Here is a 16,784-nt window from a genome sequence, read left to right as displayed (position 1 = left end):
TCGGCGACATTTCGTCCGACTGCTGGATATGGAGCATTTCCGATCTAAGTTCGATCGTTAGAAATGCTCCATCGAATTGTTTTCGGCATTTCCTTGCCCAAAACCGGTTCCCACTTTTGGGTGACATGCCTATTTCCGGTCCAGCCGGTCGGTGAACCAGCGGGTCAGCTTGATCCAGACCTCGTCCTTTTCGGCGGCATCCTCGATCCCGTGTTCAAGATTGGGATTGTCGTTGACCTCGATCACCACCACGCCATCGTCCGTTTCCTTCAGATCGACGCCATAGAGTCCGTCGCCGATGCAGCGTGCCGCGCGTAGTCCGGTTTCCAGAACCGATGGCGGCGCATCGCCCAGCGCATAGGAACGAAACCCGCCTTCCAGAGGCTTGCCGCCCGTATCGTGCTTGACGATCTGCCAATGGTTCTTGGCCATCATGTACTGGCAGATGAAAAGCGGCTTTCCGTCGAGAACGCCAACACGCCAGTCGAACTTCGTCGGCATGTATTTCTGCGCCAGCAGAAGATCACTATCCTCCAGCCATAAAGTGGCGAGCGATTTCAGTTCGGCAAAATCCTTCACCTTCTTCACGCCGCGCGAAAATGACGAATCCGGTATCTTTATGACCATCGGAAAGCCGAGCATATCGGCGGCGCGCTCCAGATCCTCCTCACCCGCAATCATCACCGTCGGCGGAACCGCCACGTCGTTCGCCTGCATCAATTCGTGCAGATAAACTTTGTTGGTGCAGCGGATCATGGAAATTGGATCATCAATCACCGGCATGTCTTCCTGCTGCGCCCGCCGGGCGAAACGGTAGGTGTGATTGGAGATCGATGTCGTCTCACGGATGAACAGTGCGTCATAGTTGGCAAGCCGCGGCAGATCGCGCTTGCCGATCGGTTCCACTTCCACCCCGAGCCGGGCTGCGATTCTTGCCCAATGCTTCAGCGTTGAAACGGTCGAGGGCGGCATAGCTTCCTTCGGATCGCACAGCGTTGCGAAGGAATAGCGCGCTGGCACCTTTGGGCGCGCGGCGCGCCACTCACGCTGGGTATAGCGATCAAGCGCGTCCTCGAAGCGTTCCTTCTGTGCTTTGGTAAACTTGGTGATATTCGCAAAGCCGATCTTCTGGATTCGCGCCCATTCACCGGGCTTGACCGTGACTTCCAGCGACGGCGCGCGAAACCAGTCGAAGAGCAGCCGTCCGAAGCGCTCAAACTCGGGGTTATCGGCAAAACCGAAATGCACGTGGATTGTTTCGGGCGCCCTTTCCGGATGCTTGCCGAGCGCCTTGTTCAGCATGTCTTCGAGTTCGGGAATAGCGTTTTCATAAAGTCGCCGTTCCGACAGGTCGATCATCGTTTCCACAGAAGGGATGATGCGATGCCCCCGCGCTTCAGCCAGAAGCGAAGCGTAATAGCCACGGCTTTGATAGGCGTAGGAGCGCGACAGGTTGATGATGCGCGGGCGCAGCTGCCCGTTGAAGAGAGCGGGATGCGCGAGATAGTCACGCGTGGTCATGACCTTGTGCGGCGTCGCCCCATTGTCGATATCCGAGAGGCGCCCTACCAGAATGACGCAGATCGTCATCAGTCCGTCCTTTTTTCCAGAATAACGGCCGCCCTGAGCCCATCACTGCCGAACCGTGCGATGCGGTCGAAAATGTGGAAGGGAACAGGGACATTTGCAGCATCGGCAATGGTTTCGCCGAGCTCTTCCTCCACCCAGGGGTCATGAATGAGAATATGCCGCCCATCTTCGCCATGAGCGAGCACCCAGTGCGGCACTTTCTTGCCGAACATATGATAACCGCTGATCAGCACGATCACTGCCGCCCCACGGCGCAAGGCAGCCAGAATGTCGTGCAGCGTGAAACCGCGATAATCCACCGGAATTGCATAGGCTTCTGTACGCTGGCGGAAATCGGTCTGCGCCAGTTGCATCACCTTGCGCTTTTCCTCCGAACGCACCGATTGCAGGAAAAGCATGTCCTCGATGGAAACGATGATCGAAGCTTTCAGACCGCGCTCATGCGCAGCGACCGCAAGCCCAAACGGCTCACAACCGCCCGGCCCCGACATCATGTAAATCGTCGTCGCATCGCGCCAAAGGCGGACTTCCAGCACGGGGTCGAGCTGCGTCTCCCGATTGTGCCGGGCAAGCACCATCATCAGGCAGGCCGCTCCGCAGGTAAAATCGGTCGTCTGCTCGTAATAGGGAAAGGCCGTGACCGGCGAAATGTCACCACGGACCGTCTTTTCGAAACGCAGCGCATCCGAATGGTCAGCGTAGTAATCGAGATAGCGTCCAATGGGGCGGTAGCCATGCCGCTTGTAAAGCGCGATGGCGCGTTCATTATCCTCGCGCACTTCCAGCCGCAGCAACGGACGGTCGTGGTCGTAAGCTGCCGTTTCCGCCGCCTGCAACAGAAGAGAGCCGACGCCCTTGACCTTGGCCTCCGGGTCGACGGCTATCGAGTAAAGTCGCGCAAGCGCGGTGCCATGACGGAAAAGAATCATCGCATAGCCGATGACCGCGCCATCCATTGTTGCAACAATGGTTTCTGCGGTTGGTCGTGCGATGAGGGCGCGAAATGAACGGCGAGAAATCCGGTCTGCCTCGAAACAGCGCTCCTCGATGCGCAGGAGCGCATCTATGTCGTCTGCCGTGGCCTTGCGCGTCGTTGCGCCTGTCATCTTTTGGCCTTTGCAAAGGGATCGTTACGATCCGGTCGGCACCAACATTGGCTTATTCGAGGCAAAAGACAAGCGCCCGGACCGTGGCAAAATTATGAGTGATTTTTACCGCCTGATCGGTTCCGCTCAGCCGCTAAATTCAATCAATAATTGCAATTTTTGGCGCCACCCGCGTTAACCATTAATTAAGAAGTCCGGCGACCCCAAGATGAACTGAATTGACTCCAGAGTATTTCAGACATTAACGTTTCGTTAACAAATGAGTAACTGGCAAGAGCCAAAGGGCGTTGAGTATGTTTTGCGTTGTTCGCTCGACCACAAAGATTATGGCAGTCGCCGGTTTTGCAGTTTCGCTGCTGATGACAAGCTTTGGTGCACAAGCCGCCTCCGGCGACTTCATGCAGACCGGCAAGCTGACCTCGCAGCCGATTGGACATTATGAATTCTGCAAGCGCGAAGCCAAGGAATGCGGCATCACCAGTCGCGACACCCGCGCACTGCAGCTCAACCATTCAAACTGGCAGCGCATCGTCGAGATCAATCTTTCGGTCAATGAACGCATCAAGCCGATGACCGACATGGAAATCTATGGCGTCGAGGAATACTGGGCTTACCCGACGACCGTTGGTGACTGCGAAGATTACGTCCTGCTGAAGCAGCGTGAATTGCAGAAGGCCGGCATTCCGATCACGGATCTTCTGATCACTGTCGTTCGCAAGCCGGACGGCGAAGGTCATGCAGTCCTCACCGTTCGCACGGATCGCGGTGATTTCGTTCTCGACAATCTGACCGATGAAGTTATGCGCTGGAACGAGACCGATTATACTTATCTGAAGCGTCAGGCAGCCAACGATACCGGTCGCTGGGTCACCATCGAAGGCCCGGACAATCTCCTCGTCGGTTCGGTACGCTGACACAAAACCTTCCCCATATGTTTTTGAAAACGTCCCGGAATGTGCTATTCATTCCGGGTCTAAAAAGGAGAGGTCGGTGCGGTTAGCCCGATCCCCGTTGTAAAGCGGGTCCTGGCCTTCGCAATTGTTTTCATTTCGGCAAATGCGTTGAGTCCCTTGACCTTACACGCCGATGCAATGCTGCATTGGAGAACAAAAGGTCTTGGTTATGAAACAGCAGATCTCCGTCATTACAATTGGTATCGCCGACCTCGAGTGCTCACGTCGTTTTTACACGCAGGGCTTCGGCTGGGTGCCTGTTTTCGAGAATGAAGAAATCATCTTCTATCAGATGAACGGTTTCGTTCTCGGAACCTTCCTGAAAGCTTCGCTCGAAACCGATATGAACCGCAAAGGCCTCCAGCAGCCCGGCGCATTTTCTCTTGCACATAATGTGGAACTGGAAACGGATGTCGCGCCATTGATGGACCGGTTGGTTGGGGCTGGTGGCAAGCTGGTGCGTTCGGCTGACGCGCCGAGCCATGGTGGTTTTCGCGGCTATGTCGCCGATCCTGACGATCACGCCTGGGAAATTGCATGGAACCCGGCCTGGGCCATCGATGAGAATGGCCTTGTAACGTTCAGAATATGAACTCAATGGGTTGGCAACAGGGCGCGAAATGCGCCCTATTGTTTACAATGATACGGCTATTTGGGGCGCGCATGACGAAAATCTACTTTATCTCGCATCCGGAAGTCGTGATCGATCCCGCAAAGCCTGTTCCGTCGTGGAACCTGTCGGAGCGCGGAATTGAACGGATGCGCTCCTTTGCCAGCCAGCCGGAACTGCAATCGATCACATCAATCTGGTCCAGCACGGAAGCAAAGGCAATTGAAGCTGCTGAAATTCTGGCGGATATTTTAAGAGTCAGTCCGTTGACCGACAGCCGCTTTAAGGAGATCGACCGAAGCGCCACTGGCTTCCTGCCCGCCGAACAACACGAGACTGTAGCCGACCAGTTCTTTTCCGCACCCGAAGCAAGTATTCGCGGCTGGGAGCGGGCCATCGATGTGCAACAACGCATCGTGGAAGGTTTTGAAGCGGTAAAGCGGCTTGGAAATTCTGACGATATCGCTATCGTCGGCCACGGTGGTGCCGGTACGCTGCTGCTCTGCTTTCTGGCCGGACGTCCAATCAGCCGCCAGTATGATCAGCCCTTTCAGGGCCATTACTGGTGTTATTCTTGCGAAGACCGGTCCGTCCTCCATCACTGGAAGCCGATAGCGCCACGCTGAAATTTCCTCGTCGTACTGTCTAAGCTACATAGCAGTTCCGCAGACTGACCATTTGCGTTATTCTCCGATTCTGGCTGCTTCCAAGCCTCCCCCCTCCGTTCGGGAAAGCATTTTTCATGCAGGAAGATGAAATCATCGAACCAACTGTTCGGGCACATGCACAAGGAGGGACTGCAATGACAGCTCGTCACAGGAGGTTTATCGATGCGGTTATCGTCCCCTATCTATCACCTGAAGCGGCTTGCCAGGCGTTTGGCAAATGATGCTGATATTCCACTTCATGAAGCGCTTGATCGCGTTGCCGCGCAGGAGGGTTACAGAAGCTGGAGCCTGCTCGTTGACAACACATCCGCTCCCGTTTCTGCTCGCGAAATCTATGGCTATCTCAAGTCCGGCAGCATGGTGCTGATTGGCGCCAGACCGGGCCATGGGAAAACCCTGTTGAGTCTTGATATAATGATTGAGGCCATGCGAGATGGCAATTACGGCCTTTTCTTTTCGCTTGAATACACTGAGACGGATATCGCCGGACGCTTCAAGGCACTCGGCGTCGATCGCGATAACTTCCGGCATCTATTCCGTTTCGATTGCTCGGATGCCATCTGCGCGGATTATATGATCGCCAAACTCGACGCTGCTTCGGCTGGAACCGTCGTGATCGTCGATTATCTGCAGATTCTCGATCAGAAGCGGGAAAAACCCGACCTGTCGACCCAGATTGCGGCGCTCAGGTCATTTGCTTCAAAGCGAAGGCTCACCATTCTGTGTATATCGCAAATCGACCGTTCCTTTGATCCAGCGGCAAAGCCGTGCCCAGGGATCGAGGATGTTCGGCTTCCCAACCCGCTTGATCTCACATTGTTCGATACATGCCTCTTTCTCAACAATGGCGAGATTCGCGTGCAATCGCGTGATCGGATGACGACGCTTGAAAACGTGACGTCGTAGAAGATGTTCAGGCTGCGGAAACCAGCCTTTCCGCACCCATGCGATAGGATATGGCGCTGGCCAAATGAATGCGACCGACTTTGTCGCTCCCGTTCAGATCGGCCAGCGTCCGGGCGACCTTCAGAATGCGATGATAAGCGCGGGCAGAAAAACGCATCTGCTCGCTTGCGTCACGCAAAAGCTTGAGGCCTGCCGCATCCGGCTCAGCAACCTGTTCGATCAGTTTGGCCGAGCAATAGGCATTGGTCAGGGACGGCTCCAGACCGAGCGCTGAATAACGCTGGGTCTGAATCGCACGAGCGCGGGAGACGCGTTGCGCGACCGTCTCGCTCGTTTCCGACCGGGATGGTTTGATGAGATCGAAGGCAGAGACGGCAGGCATATCCACCCGCAAGTCTATACGGTCGAGGAGCGGGCCTGAAATACGCGCCTGATAATCGGCCTGACAACGGGGGCCCCGCGCGCAGACATGACCGGGTTCGCCCGCCATACCGCAACGGCAGGGATTCATGGCGGCGATCAGTTGAAAGCGCGCTGGATAGCTGGTGCGATGATTGACTCGTGCAATGAGACATTCGCCGGTTTCGAGTGGCTGACGCAAGGAATCTAGCACCTGTGGCGAGAATTCCGGAAACTCATCCAGAAACAGCACGCCGTTATGCGCAAGCGATACCTCGCCCGGACGCGCACGCAGTCCACCGCCGACCATTGCCGCCATGGACGCCGAATGATGCGGCGCGCGGAACGGACGGCGATCTGACAGTTTTCCACCCGAAAGCTCACCCGCAATCGAGGCGATCATCGATACGTCCAGCAATTCGCGCGGAGAAAGGCGCGGCAGAATGGATGGCAATCGCTGAGCAAGCATGGATTTGCCGGATCCCGGTGGCCCGACAAGCAACAGATTGTGATTGCCCGCAGCAGCGATCTCAAGCGCTCGCTTGGCGGTCTCCTGCCCTTTGATATCGGCAAGATCGAGTTCCGTTTCACCGGAAAGCCGCATGGATGGTTCCGGTCGGGTCAGAACCTGCGTGCCGCGAAAATGGTTGGCAAGGGCGATGAGACTGCGCGGAGCCAGAATATCGATATCGGCACCCGCCCACGCTGCCTCTGGCCCGCAAGCATAAGGGCAGATAAGTCCTTTCTCATCCCGGTTCGCACCGATTGCAGCAGGCAGGACGCCTGCCACCGGTGTTATCGAACCGTCGAGCGACAATTCACCCAGAACGAGATAGGACTGTATTGCATCCGCCGGAATGGCACCGATTGCCGCCATAAGCCCGACAGCAATGGGCAAGTCATAATGCGACCCTTCTTTCGGCAGGTCGGCAGGTGCCAGATTAACCGTCACCCGCTTGGTCGGCATGGAAAGGCCCGAGGCGTGCAACGCTGCTTGCACACGCTCCCGGCTTTCTGCCACGGCTTTGTCCGGCAAGCCGACAATGGACATGCCCATCTTGCCCGGCGCGACCATCACCTGCACGTCGACAGGCACAGCCTCTATGCCTTGAAAAGCAACTGTTCCAACCCGCGCGACCATGTGCCCCCGCTCGCCACGCACCACATCTCTTAAGTGAGTAAAGACTCAAATACAACTTAGAGAGTTAAGCACGAGCGAGCGGCAAGTTCAAGAACGTTAAGAGAACAAATTAACGCTTGGCTTCTACCGCATCCCAGAACAGGGCCGCGATATTAGTCCCGTCGAAACGCTGGATTTCGCGGATACCAGTTGGAGAGGTAACGTTGATTTCGGTCATGTAGTCGCCGATCACATCAATGCCGACCAGAATGAAACCACGTTCTTTCAGTGACGGGCCAATGCGCTCGCAAATCTCGCGTTCACGTGGCGTTAGCTTGCTCTGTTCCGCACGCCCGCCGACATGCATGTTGGAACGGGCATCGGTTTCCGACGGCACGCGATTGATTGCGCCGACAGGTTCACCATCAATCAGGATGATGCGCTTGTCGCCGGCGCGTACGTCCTTCAGATAACGTTGTGCAATGAACGGCTCCTTGAAGAGCTGACCGAACATTTCCAGAAGCGAGGTCAGGTTGCGGTCACCATCGGCCAGATGGAAGACGCCCGCACCACCATTACCATAAAGTGGCTTCAAAATGATGTCGCCGAACTCGCGACGGAAATCCATGACTTCCTGCGGGTCCTTGGTGATGAGCGTTTCCGGCATCAGGTCGGGAAACTCTGTCACAAAGATTTTTTCGGGACTGTTGCGCACCCATGCCGGATCGTTGACAACCAGTGTTTTCGGGTGAATCCGCTCCAGAAGATGGGTGGTGGTGATATAGTTCATGTCGAAGGGCGGGTCCTGACGCAGAAGCACCACATCCATTTCCGACAGGTCGCGGCGGATCGGCTCACCCAGCGTATAGTGATCGCCCTTGACGTCGCGCACTTCCATCTTTTCCAAGCGGGCGGAAACGACGCCATCGCGCATCGAAAGCCGGTCTGGCGTATAATGGTAAAGCTCATGACCGCGCTTCTGCGCCTCGAGCGAAAGGGCGAATGTGGTGTCGCCCGCAATGTTCACCGTGCTGATATGGTCCATCTGGACCGCGACTTTGAGAGCCATGATTTCCTCGCGATTCGAAGTTGCGGGAAATCTAAAACGGAATGACTGGGCAACATAGTCCTTTCTCTCAATCCGTTCTCGGGTGTCTGTTGTGCACTTACAATGCTTGAAGTTGAACTGGATCAGCTTTCATCCGTTGATTATGTTGGATGCAATCGCTTCGCGCGTCTCGGGAGGAAAAAGTGACCGTCGTTAAAACTACCCTGTTTGCCGACCATGTAGCAGAACTGGGCGAAGGCCCCGGCTACGATCCACTGAGCGGAAATGTCTGGTGGTTCGATATTCTCGGTCAGAAACTGATCGAGAAGAACTGGGACAGCGGCGAAATTCACGTCCATGCGCTCGGCATGAAGGCCAGCGCCCTCGCCGTTATCGACCGTGACCGGCAGCTGATCGTCAGTGAGCATGGGCTGTTCATTCGCGAGCGCGCCAATGGGCGATTGACTCTTCATCATCCACTTGAAGCCGAGAATGACGTCACCCGTTCCAACGATGCGCGTGTGCATCCATCAGGATCGTTCTGGATCGGCACGATGGGCAAAAAAGCCGAGACCGATGCAGGCTCGATCTGGTGGTATCGCGAGGGTCAGGTAAAAAAGTTGTTCTCCGGCATCACGATCACCAATTCGATCTGCTTCTCTCCTGATGGCAAGGTCGCCTATTTCGCCGATACTGATCGCAATATCATCTGGCGTGTCGACACGGACCCCGAAACCGGATTGCCGATATCCGACAAAAGCGTCTTCCATCACCGCATCGAAGACGGCGGTGTCGATGGCTCGGTTGTTGATGCGGAAGGTACGCTGTGGAATGCCTGTTGGGGGGGCAGTTCGCTCAATGCCTATTCATCGCAAGGCCGCCTGATCCGCTCGATTTCACTGCCGGTCCGCCAGCCATCATGCCCTGCTTTTGTCGGACCGGATGCAACGGTGATGATCGTGACCAGCGCCAATGAAGGCCTCGACGAAGAGGCTCGCCGTTCCGATCCCCATGCCGGAAAGGTTCTGCTGCTCGATCTGACGCTTGCCGGACGGCACGATCCACCGGTCCGGCTCTAAACAGCAAATCAAAGGGCCCCTGTGGGCCCTTTGATTTTAGAGCATAATCCGACCGGAGTGAAATGAGGATCAATAAGATTATGCTTAAAATATAATAGGTTAGAGCGCCGATCAGATCCTATCTGATCGGCGCTCTAAACGCCTTCGACGATGACGATTTCACCATCCGCAACCGTCTGGCGGATCGCCTTCGCCGCCTGATATTCCGGCGAATTATAGCAATCGAGCGCGTGCTGCATGGTTTCGAATTCGATGATCACGTTGCGGGCGCGACCCTGTCCCTCAACTGCATCAGCCGTGCCGCCACGTGCGATGAAATTTGCACCATAACGTTCAAATGCCGGTTTCGCCGTTGAAACATAATCCTTGTATCGCTCGGGATCACGGACATCCACACGGGCAATCCAGTAGGCTTTAGTCATGCTGTTTCCTCCACTAACTCGCAATCTTTTCCACCGCATTATCCCGCGCAAAACCGCTTCGCACTTTCGCTGGAAATGCTCTAGGCAACGGAACGCATTTCGTCGAGAATGGCAAGGGCAGCGGCTTTGCGATCAACGGCACCAACAATCGGACGGGCAACGACCAGATGGCTGGCTCCGGCCTTCAAGGCATCCGCAGGGGTCATGACCCGTTTCTGGTCGCCCTTTTCCGAACCGGCGGGACGAATGCCCGGCGTAACGATGGCCATATCCGGGCCGACCGCCTGACGGATGGCTGCCGCTTCGACCGCGGAAGCAACAATGCCGCCCATACCAGCCTCACGCGCCTGAAGGGCGCGTTTCAGCACCAGCGTTTCGGCATCGTCAGAATAACCTGCTTCCCGCAGATCGGCATTGTCCATTGAGGTCAGAACCGTCACGCCGAGCAGGCAGAGGTCCGATCCCTTGGCGGCTTCCACCGCTGCCCGCATCGCTTTCGGATAGGCATGCAGCGTGAGCATGGAAACACCCATCTTCGCGACATTCTCAACACCCTTCGCGATGGTGTTGTCGATATCAAGCAGCTTCATGTCGAGGAAGACTTTCTTCTTCGCCGCCACAAGGCTTTTTGCGAAATCGAGACCACCCGCAAAAACCAGCTGATAGCCGATCTTGTAGAAGGAAACAGTGTCGCCCAGCTCTTCGACCGCCTTCTCAGCATCGGCGGTGGTCGGCACGTCGAGGCCCACGATCAAGCGCCCGGATGCTTGATCGCGCAAATCTGTCGTCGTCATGAGAGTCTCCGTGGTGATTTTTATTCTCTTCGCACAACAAGACTCGTTACGAAAGAGACGGAATCAGCTTTTTGCTTCTTCCACCCGTGCGATGAGGCTACGGCAGACAGCGGAGAGCATTCTCGCGCTGCGTTCTTCTTTCAGCGTACCATCGTCATTGAACGCCACCGATGCATGACCGACCGAGCATTGCTCGGTGACGATCTGTACGCCGACATTCATCAGAACGGCGCGCAGGTGGTAGAGTCCACGCATACCGGCAAACATACCGTCGGAGCTGGAACAGAGGCCGACAGTCAGACCAGCATAAGGCCTGAACGGCCTGTCTCCGTCCCTTGAAATGCGACTGACCCAATCGATGGTGTTTTTCAGAAGCGGCGGGATCGATGCATTATATTCCGGCGAGCAGATCATCAGACCGTCCTGTTCGGCAAACAGGCGACCGAGTCGCATGGCGTTCTCGGGAACGCCATGCTCGTTTTCCAGATTCTGATCCATGATCGGCAGCGGATAGTCGGCAAGCGTGATACGCGTGACCTGAGCACCTTGCGCCCGTAATTCTTTCTCGGCGGCATCTGCCATATGGCCGGAAAACGCGCCGATGCGAACTGAACCCGCGAAGACGAGAATACGTGCAGTCATGAAAAGCCTCGCACAAAACTAGACCAAGGGGCTGCGATAAACCCAAAGCTGCGCCGGTGGCACATTGCGCACCACGAAATCATAGTGCTGGACCGTATAATTGCCGCGACCGGCTGGAACCGGTGGCAAGGGACCATAGGTGATCTGCATCAGAGGCCGTCCGTGTGGAATGCGCGAAAGCAGGCTTTCCACGAGCTGGATGCGCTTGTCCATCGGGAAATTGAGCATCGGCACCGCAGAGATGATGCAGTCAAATTTCTGGTCTTTCTTCTCACCCAACGCGCTATCGAGATCGAAGGCATCGCCCTGAATGATGTTGACCTCCGGAAAGATCGTATTCAAGTGATCCACGAAATCCTGCGAATATTCGATGGAATAGAGGTCAGCAGGTTTCACGCCCTGTTTCAAGATCGCCTTGGTAATCACGCCCGTGCCCGGTCCGAGTTCCAGAACCGGAAGACCGGAACCGGTATCGATGACGCTCGCCATACGGCGCGCGGTAATGGAACTCGTCGGCAAAATAGCGCCGACCGCTTTCGGCCCGTCTATCCATCCCTTGAAAAAACGGATCTCCTCATCGAACTTAGCGGCCAGTTTCCTGCCGAGCTGTCCTGCCATTCTTGCTGCTCCCATTGTCGTTATTGGACAAGTTTATGCCGCTTTGAATTCCCTAAGCAAGGCGTGAATAAGGAAAAGAACAAAAAAGGGAGCCAAAAGGCTCCCTTTATTATTCACCGATACCTTCAAAGAATTCTTTCATCCTTGAGAAGAACCCCGCTGATTTCGGGCTGTTCTCTTGCGAGGAAAGTTTTTCGAACTCTTCCAGCAGTTCACGCTGGCGTTTGGACAGGTTCTGCGGCGTCTCAATGTCGATCTGTATATAAAGATCGCCAACGGCGGCCTGACGCAGAACCGGCATGCCCTTGCCCTTGAGGCGGAACTGCTTGCCGTTCTGTGTGCCGTCCGGAACCTTGACCCTTGTCTGCGTGCCATCGAGTGTCGAAACTTCGAACTGGCCGCCAAGCGCCGCAGTCGTCATCGAGATCGGCACCTTGCAATAAAGGTCGGAACCGTCGCGCTGGAAGAACTCATGCGGCTTGACCGAAAGGAAAATGTAGAGATCGCCCGATGGGCCACCGCGCATACCGGCCTCGCCTTCACCGGAAAGACGGATACGGGTGCCATCCTCAATGCCAGCCGGAATATTGACCGACAGTGAACGTTCCTGGGTGACGCGGCCCTGACCATGGCACTTGCCGCAAGGATCCTTGATCATCTGTCCGCGACCATTACAGGTCGGGCAGGTGCGTTCCACCGAGAAAAAGCCCTGGGCAGCGCGAACGCGGCCCGAACCCGAACACATGGTACAGGTGGTCGGCTGGGAACCGGCCTTTGCCCCGGAACCCGAACATTCATCGCAGGTAATGGAGGTTGGAACGCGGATTTGCGCGGTCTTGCCCGCATAGGCTTCTTCCAGCGTCACTTCCATATTGTAGCGAAGATCGGCGCCGCGTTCGCGTCCGCCATTGGAGCGACGGCGACCACCACCCATCATCTCGCCAAAAATGTCTTCGAAGATATCGGCAAAACCGCCAGAGCCACCAAAACCGTTGCCGAAGCCGCCGCCCATGCCGCCATTTTCAAAGGCTGCGTGGCCGAACCGGTCATAAGCGGCACGCTTCTGCGGATCCTTCAGCGTTTCGTAAGCTTCACCGATTTCCTTGAACTTGCGTTCAGCTTCCGGATTGTTCGGATTGCGATCCGGATGGTACTCCATCGCGAGCTTGCGAAAGGCGGTTTTCAGCACCTTATCGTCTGCCGTTCTTTCAACACCCAGAGCTTCGTAGTAGTCGATCTTCATCAGTTCGTTATCCCGGCGGCAGGAACGCGCCTTTTGCTTTCACGGACATCGTATCCCGAAACCGGTCCCAGATTCGTGCGACACGCCCCAAAGCGTTCAACACTTGTCAGGGGCCAGCGTTTCCAATTGTTCATCTATCGAAGCGCCTTCCGACTCAATGCGTCAGAGCAGCACTCCGGGTTTCAGCGTCAACACCACTTTGCCCGAAACCGTCTCATGCTTTTCAAGATGTATGCAGGCCAGCGCGATTTTTCAAATAGAGGCTGATCTGCCTGATATTTCCATCGGTACTTTCTACCGATACCAGCCAATATGCAGGCTTATACAAAACCTGCGAATATGAACATCTCGAAAATTGGCAAAAGCCCGGGGCAGAGCCCCGGGCTTGAGCGTATAGAGCCTGAAATTACGACTTCTTCTTGTCGTCGTCGATTTCTTCGTAATCGGCATCGACAACATCGTCGTTCGAAGCAGCTTCTTCGCTACCGCCGGCAGAACCGGTTTCAGCAGCCTGAGCAGCCTCATACATGGCCTGACCAAGCTTCATGGAAGCTTCGGCGAGCGTCTGCGTCTTCGCCTTGATGTCCTCGGCATCGTCGCCTTCAAGCGAGGTCTTGAGGCTTGCGAGAGCATCCTCAATGGCCTTCTTGTCGTCAGCCGAAACCTTGTCACCATATTCGCTCAGCGACTTTTCGGTCGAATGAACGAGGCTTTCGCCCTGGTTCTTGGCTTCCACGGCGTCGCGGCGCTTCTTGTCCGCTTCGGCATTCGCCTCGGCGTCCTTGACCATCTTTTCGATGTCGGCATCGCTCAGACCACCGGATGCCTGGATGCGGATCTGATGCTCCTTGCCCGTGCCCTTGTCCTTGGCCGTCACGTTGACGATACCGTTGGCGTCGATGTCGAAGGTCACTTCGATCTGCGGCACGCCACGCGGTGCGGGCGGAATGCCGACGAGGTCGAACTGGCCCAGCATCTTGTTGTCGGCAGCCATTTCACGCTCGCCCTGGAAGACGCGGATCGTCACGGCCGACTGGTTGTCTTCGGCGGTGGAGAAGGTCTGCGACTTCTTGGTCGGGATCGTGGTGTTGCGTTCGATCAGACGAGTGAACACGCCGCCCAGCGTTTCGATACCCAGCGAAAGCGGGGTCACGTCGAGCAGCAGAACGTCCTTGACGTCGCCCTGCAGAACGCCTGCCTGAATTGCCGCGCCCATGGCGACGACTTCATCAGGATTAACGCCCTTGTGCGGCTCCTTGCCGAAGAAGGCCTTCACGACTTCCTGAATCTTCGGCATGCGGGTCATGCCGCCGACCAGAATCACTTCGTCGATTTCGCCAGCCTTCAGACCGGCATCCTTCAGTGCTGCCTTGCAAGGTTCGATGGTGCGCTGGACGAGATCGTCGACCAGGCTTTCGAACTTGGCGCGCGACAGCTTGATGGCAAGATGCTTCGGACCGGTCTGGTCGGCCGTGATGAACGGCAGATTGACTTCGGTCTGCTGCGCGGACGACAGTTCGATCTTGGCTTTTTCGGCAGCTTCCTTGAGGCGCTGCAGAGCGAGCTTGTCGTTCTTGAGGTCGATGCCGCTTTCCTTCTTGAACTCGGCCACGAGGTATTCGACCAGACGCATGTCAAAGTCTTCACCGCCAAGGAAGGTGTCGCCATTGGTCGACTTCACTTCAAAGACGCCGTCACCGATTTCGAGGATCGACACGTCGAAGGTACCACCGCCAAGGTCATAAACAGCAATGGTCTTGCCTTCGTTCTTGTCCAGACCGTAAGCGAGTGCAGCAGCCGTCGGCTCGTTGATGATACGCAACACTTCAAGACCAGCGATCTTGCCGGCATCCTTGGTTGCCTGGCGCTGAGCGTCGTTGAAGTAGGCCGGGACGGTGATAACCGCCTGCGTAACCGTTTCGCCGAGATAAGACTCAGCGGTTTCCTTCATCTTCTGAAGGATCATCGCAGAAACCTGCGACGGGGAATATTTCTTGCCGTGGACTTCAACCCAGGCATCGCCATTGTCGCCCTTGACGATCTGGTATGGGACAAGGTCCTTGTCCTTGGTAACCATCGGGTCGTCAAAGCGGCGGCCGATCAGGCGCTTGACCGCAAAAATGGTACCTTCCGGATTGGTGACGGCCTGACGCTTGGCAGGCTGGCCGATAAGACGTTCGTCACTATCCGTGAATGCAACGATCGAAGGGGTTGTACGCGCACCTTCGGCATTTTCGATGACCTTCGCGTTTTTGCCGTCCATGACGGATACGCAGGAGTTGGTCGTTCCCAGATCGATACCAATTACTTTAGCCATATTTCTCTCCATTCAGCAAACCGCCAAGACCTCTACCGAGCGTTCCATGGGCGGTTCCTATCGGTTTCACAATGCGCTTTTCACGATGCTTGTCCAGATACCGGACCGGTTTCCAGACGCACATCAATGCCCTGTGCGAGGCGTATATAAGAAACGCGGTTTTTTACTGCAAGTCACAACAGCCAAGCTGAGGCAGATTCCGCACCCGGAAATACTGACAGGGACCTATCGACGTACGAAATAGGGGTCGCCGCTGCACTACATAGTGCGCGCTGACCATCATACCATAGCCGATTTGCCGTCTTTTGCCGCTCGGTAGATCGCATCGATGAATTTCTGGTTCGCCTTCGAGTTTTCAAGCGAGAAAAGCCGCGCATCCTTATCGCCGCGCGCAGCACGCACAAAACTCTCGGCCTGAAGCTGATAATGATTGGCGTCACCGAACGACCATTCCGTCGCCTTCGTGTGACCGGCATCGAAAAGCGCGATGCTGCCATGACCATATTTGCCGGTATTGAACGGCGCATAGACTTCGATGAAGCCCTTGTCGCCATGGAAAACCATCGTTTGTCGAGCGCCAAGTTGCGTGGCGACATAGAAAGTCAGGTCAAAACCGTCGAAGCGCGCCGAAACATTGGCATAACGGTCGGTGCCGAAGGCCGGATCATATTCGACCGACGCCTGAACCGACACCGGTTCCTGACCGGTAACCATACGGGTTACCACAGTCGGATAGACGCCAATATCCGGCAGGGCGCCGCCGCCCAGTTCCGGCTGGTTACGCATATTGCCCGGATCGACATTGAAATAGGAAAAAGCGCCCTGCACATGGCGGAGCCTGCCGATAGCGCCTTCGGCCAGAAGTTCCTGCAGCTTGATCCACTGCGGATGGTAATAGACCATGAAGGCTTCAGCCATCGTAACCTTGTGCTTGTCACGCGCGGCAATAAGCTGGTCGATATCGTCGGCCTTGAGTGCAATCGGCTTTTCGCATAGGACATGCTTGCCTGCTTCAGCCGCCTTGAGGCTCCATTCGATGTGCTGCGAGGTCGGCAGCGGTATATAGACGCCGTCGATAGCGTCGCTGGCCAAAAGTTCTTCATAGGAACCGAATGCCAGCGGTGCACCGAAGCGGTCGGCGACGGCGCGTGCCCGCGACAGGTCGCGGCTTGCAATGGCATGAACAATGCCATTTTCGGACGCGCAAAGCGCTGGAATTACCTGCGTGACGCCAATCTTGGCAGTTGAAAGGATACCCCAACGAAACAT

Annotated in this window: 16 protein-coding genes; 5 read left to right on the top strand and 11 right to left on the bottom strand. The window is 55.9% G+C overall.

The window, feature by feature from the left end:
- Positions 1-129 precede the first annotated feature (129 nt).
- Together OHI65_RS22500 and OHI65_RS22495 are read right to left on the bottom strand one after the other, a co-directional pair.
- Complete coding sequence (locus OHI65_RS22500; RefSeq protein ID WP_125300446.1) at positions 130-1,590, bottom strand: RimK family protein; 1,461 nt, start codon at positions 1,588-1,590, stop codon at positions 130-132.
- A complete protein-coding gene (locus tag OHI65_RS22495) occupies positions 1,590-2,696 on the bottom strand; it encodes a GNAT family N-acetyltransferase/peptidase C39 family protein (RefSeq protein ID WP_125300445.1) in 1,107 nt (368 codons plus the stop codon). The genes OHI65_RS22500 and OHI65_RS22495 overlap by 1 nt, the downstream gene beginning before the upstream one ends.
- Before the next feature lie 293 nt (positions 2,697-2,989).
- Between OHI65_RS22495 and OHI65_RS22490 the strand changes: the two genes are divergently transcribed.
- The 4 genes from OHI65_RS22490 (at position 2,990) to OHI65_RS22475 (ending at position 5,833) form a co-directional block, all read left to right on the top strand.
- A complete protein-coding gene (locus OHI65_RS22490; protein WP_012091016.1) occupies positions 2,990-3,610 on the top strand; it encodes a transglutaminase-like cysteine peptidase in 621 nt (206 codons plus the stop codon).
- Positions 3,611-3,818: 208 nt separating this feature from the next.
- On the top strand, positions 3,819-4,241 hold the full coding sequence (locus tag OHI65_RS22485) for a VOC family protein (protein ID WP_094514554.1): 423 nt from the start codon (positions 3,819-3,821) through the stop codon (positions 4,239-4,241).
- A 71-nt stretch (positions 4,242-4,312) separates the two neighbouring features.
- Positions 4,313-4,885, top strand: coding sequence for a histidine phosphatase family protein (locus OHI65_RS22480; protein WP_125300444.1), 573 nt, complete (start codon positions 4,313-4,315; stop codon positions 4,883-4,885).
- Between the two features lie 204 nt (positions 4,886-5,089).
- Positions 5,090-5,833 carry a DNA helicase gene (locus OHI65_RS22475; RefSeq protein WP_012091019.1) on the top strand — a complete coding sequence of 248 codons (744 nt, stop codon included), beginning with the start codon at positions 5,090-5,092 and terminating at the stop codon, positions 5,831-5,833.
- Between the two features lie 7 nt (positions 5,834-5,840).
- Here OHI65_RS22475 and OHI65_RS22470 read toward each other — a convergent pair whose 3' ends face one another.
- Positions 5,841-7,373, bottom strand: a complete 1,533-nt coding sequence (locus OHI65_RS22470) for a YifB family Mg chelatase-like AAA ATPase (RefSeq protein ID WP_012091020.1) — start codon at positions 7,371-7,373, stop codon at positions 5,841-5,843.
- Positions 7,374-7,482: 109 nt separating this feature from the next.
- Positions 7,483-8,421 carry a glutathione synthase gene (gshB, locus tag OHI65_RS22465; RefSeq protein WP_012091021.1) on the bottom strand — a complete coding sequence of 313 codons (939 nt, stop codon included), beginning with the start codon at positions 8,419-8,421 and terminating at the stop codon, positions 7,483-7,485.
- 182 nt (positions 8,422-8,603) lie between these two features.
- Here gshB and OHI65_RS22460 point away from each other — a divergent pair, with 182 nt between their 5' ends.
- Positions 8,604-9,479 (top strand): SMP-30/gluconolactonase/LRE family protein, encoded by an 876-nt coding sequence (locus OHI65_RS22460; RefSeq protein ID WP_125300443.1) that lies wholly within the window; start codon positions 8,604-8,606, stop codon positions 9,477-9,479.
- 134 nt (positions 9,480-9,613) lie between these two features.
- Here OHI65_RS22460 and OHI65_RS22455 read toward each other — a convergent pair whose 3' ends face one another.
- From OHI65_RS22455 to OHI65_RS22425, 7 genes are all read right to left on the bottom strand, one after another.
- Positions 9,614-9,901 carry a DUF1330 domain-containing protein gene (locus tag OHI65_RS22455; RefSeq protein ID WP_010657716.1) on the bottom strand — a complete coding sequence of 96 codons (288 nt, stop codon included), beginning with the start codon at positions 9,899-9,901 and terminating at the stop codon, positions 9,614-9,616.
- Positions 9,902-9,981: 80 nt separating this feature from the next.
- Entirely contained in the window at positions 9,982-10,695 is a 714-nt protein-coding gene (gene pyrF, locus OHI65_RS22450; RefSeq protein ID WP_125300442.1) for an orotidine-5'-phosphate decarboxylase, read from the bottom strand.
- A 63-nt stretch (positions 10,696-10,758) separates the two neighbouring features.
- Entirely contained in the window at positions 10,759-11,337 is a 579-nt protein-coding gene (locus OHI65_RS22445; protein WP_010657714.1) for an NADPH-dependent FMN reductase, read from the bottom strand.
- Positions 11,338-11,355: 18 nt separating this feature from the next.
- Positions 11,356-11,955 (bottom strand): phospholipid N-methyltransferase PmtA, encoded by a 600-nt coding sequence (gene pmtA, locus OHI65_RS22440; protein WP_010657713.1) that lies wholly within the window; start codon positions 11,953-11,955, stop codon positions 11,356-11,358.
- 109 nt (positions 11,956-12,064) lie between these two features.
- The gene (gene dnaJ / locus OHI65_RS22435) at positions 12,065-13,198 is read right to left on the bottom strand and encodes a molecular chaperone DnaJ (RefSeq protein ID WP_010657712.1); all 1,134 of its coding nucleotides are present in this window, start codon (positions 13,196-13,198) and stop codon (positions 12,065-12,067) included.
- A gap of 406 nt (positions 13,199-13,604) precedes the next feature.
- Positions 13,605-15,515 (bottom strand): molecular chaperone DnaK, encoded by a 1,911-nt coding sequence (gene dnaK / locus OHI65_RS22430; protein ID WP_010657711.1) that lies wholly within the window; start codon positions 15,513-15,515, stop codon positions 13,605-13,607.
- A gap of 279 nt (positions 15,516-15,794) precedes the next feature.
- On the bottom strand, positions 15,795-16,784 hold the full coding sequence (locus OHI65_RS22425; RefSeq protein ID WP_125300441.1) for a Gfo/Idh/MocA family protein: 990 nt from the start codon (positions 16,782-16,784) through the stop codon (positions 15,795-15,797).

Source organism: Brucella sp. MAB-22 (assembly GCF_025908475.1).
GTDB lineage: Bacteria > Pseudomonadota > Alphaproteobacteria > Rhizobiales > Rhizobiaceae > Brucella > Brucella anthropi.
This window is presented reverse-complemented; position numbering and strand designations above follow the sequence as displayed.

Bases quoted from the DNA above. Each gene is read 5' to 3' on its own strand.
- OHI65_RS22500 (WP_125300446.1), bottom strand. From the start codon at position 1,590: ATGACGATCTGCGTCATTCTGGTAGGGCGCCTCTCGGATATCGACAAT.
- OHI65_RS22495 (WP_125300445.1), bottom strand. From the start codon at position 2,696: ATGACAGGCGCAACGACGCGCAAGGCCACGGCAGACGACATAGATGCG.
- OHI65_RS22490 (WP_012091016.1), top strand. From the start codon at position 2,990: ATGTTTTGCGTTGTTCGCTCGACCACAAAGATTATGGCAGTCGCCGGT.
- OHI65_RS22485 (WP_094514554.1), top strand. From the start codon at position 3,819: ATGAAACAGCAGATCTCCGTCATTACAATTGGTATCGCCGACCTCGAG.
- OHI65_RS22480 (WP_125300444.1), top strand. From the start codon at position 4,313: ATGACGAAAATCTACTTTATCTCGCATCCGGAAGTCGTGATCGATCCC.
- OHI65_RS22475 (WP_012091019.1), top strand. From the start codon at position 5,090: ATGCGGTTATCGTCCCCTATCTATCACCTGAAGCGGCTTGCCAGGCGT.
- OHI65_RS22470 (WP_012091020.1), bottom strand. From the start codon at position 7,373: ATGGTCGCGCGGGTTGGAACAGTTGCTTTTCAAGGCATAGAGGCTGTG.
- gshB (WP_012091021.1), bottom strand. From the start codon at position 8,421: ATGGCTCTCAAAGTCGCGGTCCAGATGGACCATATCAGCACGGTGAAC.
- OHI65_RS22455 (WP_010657716.1), bottom strand. From the start codon at position 9,901: ATGACTAAAGCCTACTGGATTGCCCGTGTGGATGTCCGTGATCCCGAG.
- pyrF (WP_125300442.1), bottom strand. From the start codon at position 10,695: ATGACGACGACAGATTTGCGCGATCAAGCATCCGGGCGCTTGATCGTG.
- OHI65_RS22445 (WP_010657714.1), bottom strand. From the start codon at position 11,337: ATGACTGCACGTATTCTCGTCTTCGCGGGTTCAGTTCGCATCGGCGCG.
- pmtA (WP_010657713.1), bottom strand. From the start codon at position 11,955: ATGGCAGGACAGCTCGGCAGGAAACTGGCCGCTAAGTTCGATGAGGAG.
- dnaJ (WP_010657712.1), bottom strand. From the start codon at position 13,198: ATGAAGATCGACTACTACGAAGCTCTGGGTGTTGAAAGAACGGCAGAC.
- dnaK (WP_010657711.1), bottom strand. From the start codon at position 15,515: ATGGCTAAAGTAATTGGTATCGATCTGGGAACGACCAACTCCTGCGTA.
- OHI65_RS22425 (WP_125300441.1), bottom strand. From the start codon at position 16,784: ATGTTTCGTTGGGGTATCCTTTCAACTGCCAAGATTGGCGTCACGCAG.